Source organism: Paraburkholderia sp. BL17N1, assembly GCF_003634175.1.
In the GTDB taxonomy this organism is placed as follows: domain Bacteria; phylum Pseudomonadota; class Gammaproteobacteria; order Burkholderiales; family Burkholderiaceae; genus Paraburkholderia.
Window position 1 is genome coordinate 1,830,182 of the sequence record NZ_RBIW01000002.1, and the last position, 13,551, is coordinate 1,843,732.

General features: G+C 59.5%; 10 protein-coding genes, 1 tRNA gene and 2 rRNA genes. 10 read left to right on the top strand and 3 right to left on the bottom strand.

Annotated elements, in window-relative coordinates:
• Window positions 1–92: 92 nt before the first annotated feature.
• Window positions 93–2,975: ribosomal RNA gene (locus tag B0G82_RS28105) — 23S ribosomal RNA — on the top strand.
• Window positions 2,976–3,176: 201 nt separating this feature from the next.
• Window positions 3,177–3,290, top strand: a 5S ribosomal RNA gene (rrf, locus tag B0G82_RS28110).
• Between the two features lie 259 nt (window positions 3,291–3,549).
• On the opposite strand, the gene B0G82_RS28115 is transcribed toward rrf, so the two are convergent.
• Together B0G82_RS28115 and B0G82_RS28120 are read right to left on the bottom strand one after the other, a co-directional pair.
• Window positions 3,550–4,014, bottom strand: coding sequence for a hypothetical protein (locus B0G82_RS28115; RefSeq protein WP_106285789.1), 465 nt, complete (start codon window positions 4,012–4,014; stop codon window positions 3,550–3,552).
• A 415-nt stretch (window positions 4,015–4,429) separates the two neighbouring features.
• On the bottom strand, window positions 4,430–5,278 hold the full coding sequence (locus B0G82_RS28120; RefSeq protein ID WP_116122342.1) for an FCD domain-containing protein: 849 nt from the start codon (window positions 5,276–5,278) through the stop codon (window positions 4,430–4,432).
• A gap of 275 nt (window positions 5,279–5,553) precedes the next feature.
• Here B0G82_RS28120 and B0G82_RS28125 point away from each other — a divergent pair, with 275 nt between their 5' ends.
• The 8 genes from B0G82_RS28125 (at window position 5,554) to B0G82_RS28160 (ending at window position 13,169) form a co-directional block, all read left to right on the top strand.
• Complete coding sequence (locus B0G82_RS28125; RefSeq protein WP_121309756.1) at window positions 5,554–6,762, top strand: ABC transporter substrate-binding protein; 1,209 nt, start codon at window positions 5,554–5,556, stop codon at window positions 6,760–6,762.
• 90 nt (window positions 6,763–6,852) lie between these two features.
• Window positions 6,853–7,713, top strand: a complete 861-nt coding sequence (locus B0G82_RS28130; RefSeq protein ID WP_106285786.1) for a branched-chain amino acid ABC transporter permease — start codon at window positions 6,853–6,855, stop codon at window positions 7,711–7,713.
• Window positions 7,710–8,765, top strand: coding sequence for a branched-chain amino acid ABC transporter permease (locus B0G82_RS28135; RefSeq protein ID WP_121309757.1), 1,056 nt, complete (start codon window positions 7,710–7,712; stop codon window positions 8,763–8,765). Before B0G82_RS28130 ends, B0G82_RS28135 begins: the two co-directional genes overlap by 4 nt.
• Window positions 8,762–9,529, top strand: coding sequence for an ABC transporter ATP-binding protein (locus B0G82_RS28140; protein WP_121309758.1), 768 nt, complete (start codon window positions 8,762–8,764; stop codon window positions 9,527–9,529). Before B0G82_RS28135 ends, B0G82_RS28140 begins: the two co-directional genes overlap by 4 nt.
• Window positions 9,526–10,227 carry an ABC transporter ATP-binding protein gene (locus B0G82_RS28145; protein ID WP_121309759.1) on the top strand — a complete coding sequence of 234 codons (702 nt, stop codon included), beginning with the start codon at window positions 9,526–9,528 and terminating at the stop codon, window positions 10,225–10,227. Before B0G82_RS28140 ends, B0G82_RS28145 begins: the two co-directional genes overlap by 4 nt.
• A gap of 33 nt (window positions 10,228–10,260) precedes the next feature.
• Window positions 10,261–11,541, top strand: a complete 1,281-nt coding sequence (locus B0G82_RS28150) for a Zn-dependent hydrolase (protein ID WP_121309760.1) — start codon at window positions 10,261–10,263, stop codon at window positions 11,539–11,541.
• Window positions 11,538–13,028, top strand: coding sequence for a M81 family metallopeptidase (locus tag B0G82_RS28155; protein ID WP_121309761.1), 1,491 nt, complete (start codon window positions 11,538–11,540; stop codon window positions 13,026–13,028). The genes B0G82_RS28150 and B0G82_RS28155 overlap by 4 nt, the downstream gene beginning before the upstream one ends.
• A 64-nt stretch (window positions 13,029–13,092) precedes the next feature.
• Window positions 13,093–13,169 (top strand) — tRNA-Val (locus B0G82_RS28160).
• A gap of 245 nt (window positions 13,170–13,414) precedes the next feature.
• Here B0G82_RS28160 and B0G82_RS41130 read toward each other — a convergent pair.
• A complete protein-coding gene (locus tag B0G82_RS41130) occupies window positions 13,415–13,549 on the bottom strand; it encodes a hypothetical protein (RefSeq protein ID WP_012428369.1) in 135 nt (44 codons plus the stop codon).
• Window positions 13,550–13,551 lie beyond the last annotated feature (2 nt).

The window sequence follows — 13,551 nt, forward strand, 5'->3', positions numbered from 1 at the left end:
TGGAATACGGCGCAACACGAATACTCAACCTGTAGCGAGTGTGGCAGACACGGTCTTCCCAGCGAAGGGCGTGCGAGACACACCCGTTATAGGGTCAAGCGAACAAGTGCATGTGGTGGATGCCTTGGCGATCACAGGCGATGAAGGACGCGGTAGCCTGCGAAAAGCGGTGGGGAGCTGGCAAACGAGCTTTGATCCACCGATATCCGAATGGGGAAACCCGGCCCGTATGGGTCATCCGTAGCTGAATACATAGGCTACGTGAAGCGAACGCGGTGAACTGAAACATCTAAGTAACCGCAGGAAAAGAAATCAACCGAGATTCCCAGAGTAGTGGCGAGCGAAATGGGACCAGCCTGTACTCTTTATCTTCATTGTTAGTCGAAGGCTCTGGAAAGTGCCGCCATAGCAGGTGATAGCCCTGTAGACGAAAACAGCGAGGAAGAACTAGGTGTACGACAAGTAGGGCGGGACACGTGAAATCCTGTCTGAAGATGGGGGGACCATCCTCCAAGGCTAAATACTCGTGATCGACCGATAGTGAACCAGTACCGTGAGGGAAAGGCGAAAAGAACCCCGGGAGGGGAGTGAAACAGATCCTGAAACCGCATGCATACAAACAGTCGGAGCCTTTGAAAGAGGGTGACGGCGTACCTTTTGTATAATGGGTCAGCGACTTACATTCAGTGGCAAGCTTAACCGATTAGGGCAGGCGTAGCGAAAGCGAGTCCGAACAGGGCGATTCAGTCGCTGGGTGTAGACCCGAAACCAGGTGATCTATCCATGGCCAGGATGAAGGTGCGGTAACACGTACTGGAGGTCCGAACCCACTAACGTTGAAAAGTTAGGGGATGAGCTGTGGATAGGGGTGAAAGGCTAAACAAACCTGGAAATAGCTGGTTCTCTCCGAAAACTATTTAGGTAGTGCCTCGTGTATCACCTTCGGGGGTAGAGCACTGTCATGGTTGTGGGGTCCATTGCGGATTACTACGCCATAGCAAACTCCGAATACCGAAGAGTGCAATCACGGGAGACAGACATCGGGTGCTAACGTCCGGTGTCAAGAGGGAAACAACCCAGACCGCCAGCTAAGGTCCCCAAATATTGCTAAGTGGGAAACGAAGTGGGAAGGCTAAAACAGTCAGGAGGTTGGCTTAGAAGCAGCCATCCTTTAAAGAAAGCGTAATAGCTCACTGATCGAGTCGTCCTGCGCGGAAGATGTAACGGGGCTAAGCAATATACCGAAGCTGCGGATGCACATTTATGTGCATGGTAGGAGAGCGTTCCGTAAGCCTGCGAAGGTGCACTGGAAAGTGTGCTGGAGGTATCGGAAGTGCGAATGCTGACATGAGTAGCGATAAAGGGGGTGAAAAGCCCCCTCGCCGTAAGCCCAAGGTTTCCTACGCAACGTTCATCGGCGTAGGGTGAGTCGGCCCCTAAGGCGAGGCAGAAATGCGTAGCTGATGGGAAGCAGGTTAATATTCCTGCACCATTGTTAAATGCGATGGGGGGACGGATCGCGGAAGGTTGTCCGGGTGTTGGAAGTCCCGGTCCTTGCATTGGAGAAGGCGCTTTGGCAAATCCGGGCGCGGAATTCAAGGGTGCGAGGCCATTCACTTCGGTGAAGAAGCAATCGGAAGTGGTTCCAAGAAAAGCCTCTAAGCTTCAGTTTGACAGTGACCGTACCGCAAACCGACACAGGTGGGCGAGATGAGTATTCTAAGGCGCTTGAGAGAACTCGGGAGAAGGAACTCGGCAAATTGGTACCGTAACTTCGGGATAAGGTACGCCCCTGTAGCCTGATGCGCCTGCGCGCAGAGGGTGAAGGGGTTGCAATAAACTGGTGGCTGCGACTGTTTAATAAAAACACAGCACTCTGCAAACACGAAAGTGGACGTATAGGGTGTGACGCCTGCCCGGTGCCGGAAGATTAAATGATGGGGTGCAAGCTCTTGATTGAAGTCCCGGTAAACGGCGGCCGTAACTATAACGGTCCTAAGGTAGCGAAATTCCTTGTCGGGTAAGTTCCGACCTGCACGAATGGCGTAACGATGGCCACACTGTCTCCTCCCGAGACTCAGCGAAGTTGAAGTGTTTGTGATGATGCAATCTCCCCGCGGCTAGACGGAAAGACCCCATGAACCTTTACTGTAGCTTTGCATTGGACTTTGAACCGGTCTGTGTAGGATAGGTGGGAGGCTTTGAAGCGTGGACGCCAGTCTGCGTGGAGCCATCCTTGAAATACCACCCTGGTTTGTTTGAGGTTCTAACCTTGGTCCGTAATCCGGATCGGGGACAGTGCATGGTAGGCAGTTTGACTGGGGCGGTCTCCTCCCAAAGTGTAACGGAGGAGTACGAAGGTACGCTAGGTACGGTCGGAAATCGTGCTGATAGTGCAATGGCATAAGCGTGCTTAACTGCGAGACCGACAAGTCGAGCAGGTGCGAAAGCAGGTCATAGTGATCCGGTGGTTCTGTATGGAAGGGCCATCGCTCAACGGATAAAAGGTACTCTGGGGATAACAGGCTGATACCGCCCAAGAGTTCATATCGACGGCGGTGTTTGGCACCTCGATGTCGGCTCATCTCATCCTGGGGCTGTAGCCGGTCCCAAGGGTATGGCTGTTCGCCATTTAAAGAGGTACGTGAGCTGGGTTTAAAACGTCGTGAGACAGTTTGGTCCCTATCTGCCGTGGGCGCTGGATATTTGAAGGGGGCTGCTCCTAGTACGAGAGGACCGGAGTGGACGAACCTCTGGTGTACCGGTTGTCACGCCAGTGGCATCGCCGGGTAGCTATGTTCGGAAGAGATAACCGCTGAAAGCATCTAAGCGGGAAACTCGCCTTAAGATGAGATATCCCCGGGGCTTCGAGCCCCTTGAAGGGTCGTTCAAGACCAGGACGTTGATAGGTCAGGTGTGGAAGCGCAGTAATGCGTTAAGCTAACTGATACTAATTGCCCGTAAGGCTTGATCCTATAACAGGTGTGTTTTGCGATGATCGTCAGTGCTTCAGCACTGGACGGGCATCCCACCCCCGAAGGGGGCAAGGCCACTCAGGTTAAGTGATCGTGTTGTGCCAGAAACAACACAACCCAAAGCAACACGAGAGGCATCCTCTCAGCTACTTCTTCCCGATTGGTTGCATTGCTCCACGAGCAGTGCAGCAACAAGTCATGCCTGATGACCATAGCGAGTCGGTCCCACCCCTTCCCATCCCGAACAGGACCGTGAAACGACTCCACGCCGATGATAGTGCGGATTACCCGTGTGAAAGTAGGTAATCGTCAGGCTCCCCAGCAGCAAACAGAAACCCCACCCCGCAAAGGTGGGGTTTCTGCGTTTACCCCGCCGCCATACGCGGAAAAACCCCACCGTATAACCCCACCGTATAACCCGCCTTCACTCCCGCCCCATCCGCCGCGCATCCGCGTAGCCCGTCAGTTCCAGATACGCCCGTCCGGCATCCACACCTTCACGCCGCACGATCCGTCGATTGCGAGAAAACTCGTCGACGAGGTTTCCCTCGCCGCCCCAAATCGTGCGATCCGGCTAAGCCCGCTTACGCACCGGGATCTGATGCGGCACACCGGCGGTGAACCGGTCAAGTCGTTCACTCGCATCGGTGATCGCCCAGAGGGGCGCGCTACGCAACTGTCGGTCGTAATTCGTAGCGATCGTCGCAAAAAGCGCGAAGCCCGTATCGTCCAATTCCCACTTGCCGGCCTCACGACCAGTGTCGAACACTGCCGACACCGCACGTTCCGCCGCTCCTAGCTGCTCACCGGTCACCGAACCGAAACCCGATTCCGCTAGAAAGCCCGTCAGCAGCATGATTTGCGTGAGCGTTTGCGCGTCGCTCATACTGCCGGCGCCACGGCGCAAGGCGTCGAGGGCCAGATGGACCCGCAGCGCGAGGTCGTCGGCGGTTTGCCGGGGGATCGGCAATAGCATGGCCTTGGCATGCCGCGCACGCGCAGCGCCAGTGTGGCGAGATAACGGAATAGGTTGTGCCATGAAGGTCCAATGTTTATGCCTGTGCAGATGCAATAACGGCGCGGATCGTAAAAGATTGAGCCCTTATTGTGCAGTCGAGCACGCCATGGCCGGAACGCTTGGAAGGCTGTCTGGCGGCCCTCGTCACCACCTCTGCGTGGAGTCTGGCGCGTGCGTCTTTCAGGCCTAAGGGCGCAATGCCTTTCAATCTTCTTTCCTGCGAGAGGCATTTCTCTCGCCAGAACCTCGAACTTCGAACTTCGTTCCGCGCGATGCCGGATTGCGACCGTGCCGAAACCTCGGCTATATGCCAGACGCAACGGGCCATTTGCGTCTCTTCATAAGAGAAAATGACCTCTATCCGCGCAGCCGCACCCCTACCCGGCGTCGCAACGAGGCAGCAACCCGCCCTCAACCTACCCCGGCAACGCGTCGCTCACTCGCCGTCATCCTCCTCCGAAACCGGCGCCACGCTTCGCGCCCGCACTCGCCGACGAATCTCCGAATCCAGGATCAAACGTCCACGCAACTTCCCCTTCATCCGCTTCACATAGCGCGGCGCCTCGGTCATGTGGATCACCATCAACTCTCGCACTTTCTCCACATCACGCTCACGCGCCGCCTTTGTAATCGCCTTGTGAATCTTGACGTTGGCCTGACCGAAACGCTCATGCTCCGCTTGCGGCGTATCGTTACGAAACTCGATGAGCTGCCGGATCATTTCATTGATCAACTCGCAACTGAAACGCAGGAACGGATTCGGATTCGCCGCCGCGAGGATGTCGTGGAAATTCACATCTTCCTGACGTTGCCGCACGATATCCTTCCCGCCATGTGACGAAGCCGGTTGATCGCAACACGCAATGCTCGCGTCGAGCGCTTCGAAGTCCTGCTCCGTCAGATGTGGCACGGCCCCCGCCGCGAGTTCGGGCTCCAGCAGTTTGCGCACGGTGTAAATGTCGTCGATCGAAACGTCCTTGAAGAACAAATAGTTTTGCAGCAGTTGCAGCGTGCGATCGAGCGGCACCTCCACCACCATACCGCCGCCGCTCGGGCCGGTGGTTACTTTGATAAGACCTTGCACCTCTAGCGATTTCAACGCCTCGCGGATCGTGCTCTTGCTCACGGAAAAGAGCTGCTGCAATTCCACCTCGCGAGGCAACCGGTCGCCTGGCTTCAGGTCTTTCTCCGTGATGAGCCGCTTGATTTCCTCGGCGACCAGATCGCCGCGTTTCTGCTGCTTGATCTCAATCGCGGCGCCAGCCTTGGCGCGGTCCATGGCCATATTCGATGCTCCCAGTTTGTCCTGCACGATCTTCGATCGATTCGCCGGCGCCGTCGCTACCTGAAAGACTGCGCGGACGCCGCCAGGAATTTTGCCTTATTGACACCCGAATTTATTGTACCTACGATCAAGTCCAACCTATTTATCATGATAAATAGAACAAAGCCGATGCAGTGGAAAACTTCACGGCGGCCAGCAAGCTCGAGTAGTCGTTCGCGCAGCGTGTGCAGTTTCGTAGTCGGTCAGTGCGTGTCTCTTTCCTAAGGAGCGTCATTTTGAATCGCCGAAATATGTTGAAGCTGGCCGCGTTGTCGGCCGTTCCGGGCACGTTGGGCTCGCTGGTCGCGCGAAGCGCGTTCGCACAGGACGGAACGTTGCAGTTCGCCTGTCCGGTGCCGATGTCGGGTCCATTCGCGGCGAACGGCAAATACGCCGACCTCGGCATGAAGCTCGCTATCGAGCAGTACGGCAAGGTGCTGGGTCAACCGCTGGCATACACGGTGCTCGACACGGAAGGCAAGCCCGCAACCGCCGTGCGTCGGGTTCAGGAAATCGCGCAACAGAAGAATGCGCGCTTCTTTGCGGGCGGTATTCTGTCCTCCGAAGCATTGGCAATGGGCAAGGAAGTGCAGAAGGCGGGCGGCGTTTTCATTACGACGGCGGGAGCGGACGAGATCACCGGTAAGGATTGCAATGACGCCACATTCCGCTGGTCGGTGCCGACCTACGGCGCGATCGAGCAGACGGTGCGTCCGCTGATCCAGATGATGCCCAAAGCCAAACGCTGGTACACGATCACGCCGCAATACGTGTTCGGCGACGGTTTGCTCTCGGCCGCGAAGACGGTCTTCAAAGAGAAGGGCATCGAACACGTGGGCAACAGCTACCACTCGCTCAATGAGAAGGAGTTCAGCGGCTATCTGACGAACGCAGTGGCGGCGAAGCCTGACGTGCTGCTGATTCTGAACTTCGGCTCGCAGTCGTCCGATACATTGCGCCAGGCCGTGAGCTTCGGTATGAAGAACAATTGCACGATTCTGATGGCCTGGGCGTCCGGACTCGAGCAATTCGAATCGCTCGGTGCGGACCTGTGCGAAGGCGTCTATTTCGGCGCGCAGTATTGGCACGACATCGATTCACCGCTGAATCGCGATCTCGTCAAACGCGCGAATGCCGCGTTCAAGGCCAATCCCAACTACAGCCTCGCAGGGTCGTATATCTGCACGAAGATCCTGCTCGACGGCATCGTGAAAGCAGGTAACGTCGACCCGAAGAAAGTGGTCGCCGCACTCGAAGGCATGAAGTACGACGGTTTGACCGGCCCGGAAGAAGTCCGCAAAGGCGACCATCAGGTGCTGAAGAATTATTATCTGTTGAAGGGCAAGGCGAAGAACAAGATGAAGAACGCCGACGACTACGCGGATATCGTGAGCTCCGGCCAATCGTTCCTGCCGCTCGACAAAACCGGCTGCAAGATGGCCTGACGCCCACGTGCCGCATGCAAGCGCGGCACGGCGCGCATATCGCAATACCGCATCGCGACTTCTCTTTGCACCACCATTTAGACGGACGCCATGAACGTTTATCTCCTGCAGATCGTCAACGGCATCGGAGTGGGAATGTTGTATTTCCTGCTCGCGGTCGGTTTGTCGATCGTGTTCGGTTTGCTGCGCTTCGTGAATTTCGCGCACGGCGCGTTCTATCTGCTCGGCGCGTACTTCTGCTATCAGGCGATGCAATGGTCCATGAGTTTCTGGACCGCGCTCATAGTCGTGCCGGTCGTCGTGGGCGCGCTTGCGTGGGTCGTCGAGAAACTGATTCTGCGGCACGTCTACGCGCAGCAGCATGAGTTTCATATTCTCGTGACCGTCGGTCTCGCGCTCGTCGTGCAAGAATGCGCGATCCTGATCTGGGGCCCGCTCGGCGATAACGTGGCCGTGCCCGACGTGCTGAACGGCGTGGTGATCTGGGGCAGCTTCGTGTATCCCAAGTACCGTCTCTTCGTGATCGGCTTCACGGCGATACTGGCCGCGCTCTTGTGGTGGGTGCTGGAAGGTACGCGGCTCGGCAGCGCGGTGCGTGCGGGCAGCGAATCGACGGAGATGGTCTCGCTGCTCGGCATCAACGTGTTGCGTGTCTTCAGCCTCGTGTTCGCGCTCGGCGCCGCAACGGCCGCGCTGGCGGGCGTGCTTGCCGCACCGATTCGCGGCGTCGATCCTTTCATGGGTATTGAAGCGCTCAGCGTCGCATTCGTCGTGGTGGTGGTTGGCGGAATGGGTAATTTTCTTGGTGCGCTGGTGGGCGGACTGCTGGTGGGAATCGTCCAAAGCGTGATGAGCACCTTGTGGCCGGAAGGCGCGCGATTGATGATCTACGTCGCGATGGCCGCCGTGCTATTGCTGCGACCGAACGGTCTGCTCGGGAGGGCGGCATGATCGATACCTCGAAACCCATCGTGCAGAACACTGTTTCCTCCAAGACGCCAGCGGGCCTGAAGCACTCATTGCACCGTTATCGCTTCCTGTTGCTGGCGCTATTAGTCGTATGCATTTTGCCGCTCACGTTACGCTCCGGATCGCTTGCTACCGAAGTGCTGGTGTTCGCACTCGCCGCCCTCGGCTGCAATCTACTACTCGGCCACACAGGGTTGCTCTCGTTCGGACAAGGCATTTTCTTCGGGCTCGGCAGCTATTGCGCGGGATTGGTCCTTACCAAAACGGGGCTGCCGGTTCCTATGGCCTTGCTTGCGTCGGCGGTGATCGGTGCGGCGGCCGCAGCGCTGGTCGGCTGGTTTTCGATTCGCCAGCGCGGCACCTACTTCGTCATGTTGACGCTCGCATTCGGCCAACTGTTCTACTTCCTCGCCTACACCACCCCTGATCTGACCGGCGGCGACAACGGCTTGCTCGACATCCCACGCCCGGCGTTGGGATTGTTCGGTAAAGCGATCGTGCCGTTGACCTCGCCGTGGCAATACTACGGTTTCGTCGCGGTATTGTTCCTCGTGGTGTTCTGGCTGTTGATGCGTGTATCGCACTCGGTGTTCGGCCGTACGCTGCTCGCGATTCGCGACAACGAAGCACGAGCGGCGGCGGTCGGTTACGACGTCAAGCGCTTCAAGCTGATGGCGTTCGTGATCTCCGGCGCGGTCACGGGTCTCGCGGGCGCGCTGCACGCGCTGATGACCGGCATCGCGCCGCTCTCCAACATCGACTATCACACGAGCGAAATGATCCTCGTGATGACGGTGATAGGCGGCACAGGCAATCTGTTCGCTTCTGTATTGGGCGCTGCGTTCTACGTGCTGTTCGCTGACTGGCTCTCCACGTTGTGGCCGCGCTGGCTCCTGCTGCTCGGCATCGTGCTGATGGCAGTCAGCCTGTACATGCAGCGCGGTCTGTGGGGATTGGGCGAACGCGTCTGGCAATCGTTGCGCCGTAAATCATCCGCTGATGCAGGCAACGACGCAGACAAGGAGTCCGTATGAGCGAAGCCATTCTGCAAGCGAGCGGCGTGGTGAAGCGCTACGGCAAATTCACAGCGCTCTCCGACGTCACCTTGAACATCATGCCGCGCACGGTGCATTCCGTAATCGGACCGAACGGCGCGGGCAAAACCACGCTCTTTCACGTGTTGACCGGCACGTTGCCTATTACCGAAGGCAAGATCGTTTTCGACGGTCACGATGTCACGCGTGAGCCGGATTATAAGCGCGTACGGCGCGGCGTCGCTCGTTCGTTTCAGGTAACGAGCCTGTTCGCCAATCTGAGCGTGCGAGAAAATCTACGGCTTGCCGCGCAAGGTGTCGACGCAGTGCGCGCGTTGAATGCGTGGACGCCGCCGCACGGTGCGCTCAAGCATGCGGACATCGTCGACACCGTGCTCGAGCGGCTCGCGTTGCAGCGTTTCAGCGACGTACCGGCGGGCGCGCTTTCGCATGGTCAGCAGCGGCGGCTCGAAGTCGGCATGGCGCTCGCCGCGCGGCCCAAGGCGATCTTTCTCGACGAGCCGACCTCGGGCATGGGTATCGACGACCTCGACGACATGAAGCAGTTGATTCGCGGCCTGCGCGACGATTACACGGTTGTGCTGATCGAACACAACATGGGCATCGTGATGGATATTTCCGACACGATCACCGTCATGCAGCAAGGGCGTGTGCTGGTTGAAGGCCGCCCCGACGACATTCGCGGCGACGAGCGCGTACGCAGCGCCTATCTCGGCAACATGATCACCGGAGGCCGCGCATGATTCTCGACGTGCAGCAGATTCACGGCTTCTACGGCAAAAGCCACATTCTGCAAGGCGTATCCCTGCAGATCGACGATGGTGAGACGGTCACGCTATTGGGCCGCAACGGCGCCGGCAAATCGACCACGCTGAAGGCGATTGCGGGCGTCGTCACGCCGCAGCGCGGCACGGTCACGTTCAACGGCACCAAAGTCAGCGGCATGCCGCCGCACAGGATCGCGTCACGTGGTGTTTGCTTCGTGCCCGAGCATCGCGGCATCTTTCGTCTGCTTACCGTCGAAGAAAACTTGCGGCTCGGCGCGCGCAAAGATTCGCCGTGGCAACTCGACGACATCTACCGCATTTTCCCGCGCCTGAAAGAGCGGCGCACGAACGGAGGCGCGCAGCTCTCCGGCGGCGAACAGCAGATGCTTGCGATTGGCCGCGCGCTCATGAATCACCCGCGCTTGCTGATGCTCGATGAACCCGTCGAAGGCCTCGCGCCGGTGATCGTCGAAGAAATCGTCGCGCAACTCAAGCTGATCCGCGAAGCGGGCGTGGCGATTCTGCTGGTCGAGCAGAATCTCGAAGTGTGCACGCAACTCGCGGATCGCCACTACATCATCGAGCAGGGCGTAATCGTCTATTCGGGCGACAACGCGTCGTTTGCCGCGGACGACTCGATCAAGGACCGTTATCTCGGCGTCGGCGTGGTCTGACGCGCATTCAGTCTTCAACACGAGGAAGCATCGATGCAAGTTCATGAATCAACAACCGTCGCGACGTTCGCAGATCTGCGAGTCGACGGCGCGCGGCTCTGGGGCAGTCTCATGCAACTCGCGCGGATCGGCGCCACCGAGAAAGGCGGTGTGTGCCGGCTCGCACTCACGGAGTTGGACCGCGAGGCACGCGACCTCTTTATCGCGTGGACGAAGGAGATCGGCTGCAGCGTGCGGGTGGACGCAATCGGCAACATCTTCGCGCGCCGCGCGGGTTTGCGTGACGACCTGCCCCCGGTGATGACCGGCAGCCACATCGACACGCAACCTACAGGCGGCAAGTTCGACGGCAATTACGGCGTGCTCGCGGGACTGGAAGTGCTGCGCACGCTGAATGATGCCAATGTGCGGACACTGGCACCGCTCGAAGTCGCGGTATGGACCAATGAAGAAGGTTCGCGCTTCGTACCGGTGATGATGGGCTCCGGCGTGTTCGCCGGTGCATTTACTCTGGAGCACGCGCTCGAACAACACGATCGAGAAGGCATCACGGTAAGCGACGCGTTGTCTCAGATCGGCTATGCCGGCGAAAACACTGAACCACATGCGGTAGGCGCCTATTTTGAAGCGCATATCGAACAAGGTCCGGTGCTGGAAGCACACGACAAAACAATCGGCATAGTGCAGGGCGCGCTCGGTCAACGCTGGTATGACGTGACGGTGCACGGCATGGAGGCGCACGCCGGCCCGACGCCGATGGAATTGCGCCGCGACGCGCTGCTCGTCGCGGCCGATCTGATTCACGCCGTCAACCGCATCGCGCTCGACCACGCGCCTCACGGTCGCGGCACAGTCGGCTGGCTCGACGTGCATCCCAACTCACGCAATGTGATTCCAGGCCGCGTGACACTCACCGTCGATCTGCGCGCCGCCGACGACGCCACGCTTACGGCAATGGACAGCGCGTTGCGCGCCGCATGCTCGGTAGCGCGCGAGAAAACCGGTATCACGGTGGACGTCGAACAAGTGGTGTATTTTCCGCCGCAACCGTTTGCCGCCGAATTAGTCGAAGCCGTGAAGCAGGGCGCGGACACACTCGGATTTTCGTCGATGGACGTGATCAGCGGCGCCGGCCACGACGCCGTCTATCTAGCGCGCGTCGCGCCCGCAGCGATGATCTTCGTGCCCTGCAAAGACGGCATCAGCCACAACGAAATCGAAGACGCGCGCGCGGATCATCTCGAAGCCGGTTGCAACGTGCTGTTGCAGGCCATGCTGAACGCCGCGCAGAAAGCGGGGAGCGCGGACGCATGAAGATCCTCATCGCGCGGATGAATCACGAGACCAACACGTTTTCGCCGGTGGCCACGCCGTTGGCGGCATTCGGCCGTAACGGGCCGAGCTACGGCGAAGACGCGTTCAACGACAACAAAGGCATGCAAACGGCGATGGGCGCGTTCATCGACGCCGCCGAGCGTGAGCATGCCGCCATCGTGACGCCCGTGTCGGCGTCGGCGAATCCGAGCGGGCCGGTCGAGGCCGCCGCTTACGAAGCGATCTGCGAGGCGATCGTGTCGGCCGCCGTGGGTTGCGACGCCGTCATGCTCGATCTGCACGGCGCGATGGTCGCCGAGAATTCGAACGACGGCGAAGGCGACTTGCTCGAACGCGTACGCGCGTTGCTGCCGGATGCGCCGATCGCCGTCGCGCTCGACTTGCACGGCAACGTCACGCAAAAGATGATCGACAACGCCGACGTGATCGTCAGCTTCAAGACCTATCCGCATGTCGATATGTACGAGACCGGTGCACACGCGGCGCGTCTGATGTTCGACCTGATTCACGGCAAGGCGAAGCCTGTGATCGCGTGGCGTCAGCCGCCGCTGCTCACGCATACGCTGCGCAGCGCGACGGCCGAAGGCGCGATGAAGCGCGCGGTCGACGCCGCGCGTGCCGCCGAGGCCGACGGCATGCTCGCGGTATCGGTGCTGTCTGGCTTCTCGCTTGCCGATATCGAGGCGCCCTGCATCAGCGTCGTCGTGGTGGGCAACGGCGAGCGCGCTCGCGCCGAAGCGGTCGCGGAGCGCATCGCGCGGCAGATCTGGAACGAGCGCGAAGACTTCGTCTATCGCAGCGCGCCGCTCGCCGAATCCGTCGCGCAAGCCGCCGCGCTCGCAGCGGACGCCGACAAGCCCGTGCTGCTGCTCGATCACGGCGACAACTGCATGTCGGGCGGCACCTGCGACACGATGGATCTGCTCGAGGAAGCGTTGAAGCAGAAGCTCGACGGCATCGTGAGTGGACCATTATGCGATCCGCAGGCGGTCGCCGCGTTGATGTCGGCGGGCGTCGGCAGTACGGTGACCGTGACCATCGGCAACAAGGTCGCGAGCGACGCGCTCAAGCCGCGTCCGCCGCTCGCCGTGACCGGCGTGGTGCGCGCGCTGACCGACGGCGAGTACGTGATCAGCGGGCCTACGTACACCGGGCAGCGCGCTTTCATGGGCCGCGCCGCGGTCCTCGACACGGGCACCGTCAAGCTCGTGATGACCGAGCGCACGCACGAACCGTGGGACCTCGGCGTGTTCGAGAGTGTCGGCATCGATCCGCGTCGCGCGCGTTTCCTGTTGCTGAAGTCGCGCATGTACTGCCGGCCGGTGTTCGTGCCGATTGCGGCGGCGCTGGTCGAATGCGATAGCCGCGGCGTGACGAGTTCGGATTACGGCCTGTTCGCTTTCAAGCAGGTGAGGCGGCCGGTTTATCCGCTGGATACGCAAACCGAGTGGGCATCGACGAGTTGATCGACAGAAGTGCCGTCAGGGGCTTGTGCTGAGCGTGCGGGTTCTCTATAATTCGCGCCTCTAAAGGCTCGTAGCTCAGTTGGTTAGAGCACCACCTTGACATGGTGGGGGTCGTTGGTTCGAATCCAATCGAGCCTACCAACGCATCCGTGACGTAGACGAAAGCGGCTTCGCTTTCGTCTACTGTCAGGTTCTCGTATCACCTCGGCGCATTGTTCAGCGTGCCGCTCTGTCCCGCCGGTTTCTCCTCTCCGAATTACCTTGAGTTAGACGTAGCACCACTCGTGCGCGCGCCAGATCACGTGGATCCCGCCGCGCATGCGGTAGCGCTGTGGCTGGCTGCGATTCGCGAGGCGCCGGCGGCGTAGGCGAGTCGCAGCGCGCGGTCACGGACGCAGCAGATCGAACCCTGCCAGCGTCACTACGCCGCTCACCACGATCAGCGCCACCGAATGCTGTCCGAAGTAGAGCAGGCCGGCCGCCGACCAGCACGTCAAGGCAAATGCCGCAATACGTTTCATGG

What these genes read in the sequence shown, in the direction of transcription:
- B0G82_RS28115 (WP_106285789.1), bottom strand. Translation starts at nt 4,014, where the DNA reads ATGGCACAACCTATTCCGTTATCTCGCCACACTGGCGCTGCGCGTGCG.
- B0G82_RS28150 (WP_121309760.1), top strand. Translation starts at nt 10,261, where the DNA reads ATGCAAGTTCATGAATCAACAACCGTCGCGACGTTCGCAGATCTGCGA.
- B0G82_RS28135 (WP_121309757.1), top strand. Translation starts at nt 7,710, where the DNA reads ATGATCGATACCTCGAAACCCATCGTGCAGAACACTGTTTCCTCCAAG.
- B0G82_RS28140 (WP_121309758.1), top strand. Translation starts at nt 8,762, where the DNA reads ATGAGCGAAGCCATTCTGCAAGCGAGCGGCGTGGTGAAGCGCTACGGC.
- B0G82_RS28120 (WP_116122342.1), bottom strand. Translation starts at nt 5,278, where the DNA reads ATGGCCATGGACCGCGCCAAGGCTGGCGCCGCGATTGAGATCAAGCAG.
- B0G82_RS28145 (WP_121309759.1), top strand. Translation starts at nt 9,526, where the DNA reads ATGATTCTCGACGTGCAGCAGATTCACGGCTTCTACGGCAAAAGCCAC.
- B0G82_RS28130 (WP_106285786.1), top strand. Translation starts at nt 6,853, where the DNA reads ATGAACGTTTATCTCCTGCAGATCGTCAACGGCATCGGAGTGGGAATG.
- B0G82_RS41130 (WP_012428369.1), bottom strand. Translation starts at nt 13,549, where the DNA reads ATGAAACGTATTGCGGCATTTGCCTTGACGTGCTGGTCGGCGGCCGGC.
- B0G82_RS28155 (WP_121309761.1), top strand. Translation starts at nt 11,538, where the DNA reads ATGAAGATCCTCATCGCGCGGATGAATCACGAGACCAACACGTTTTCG.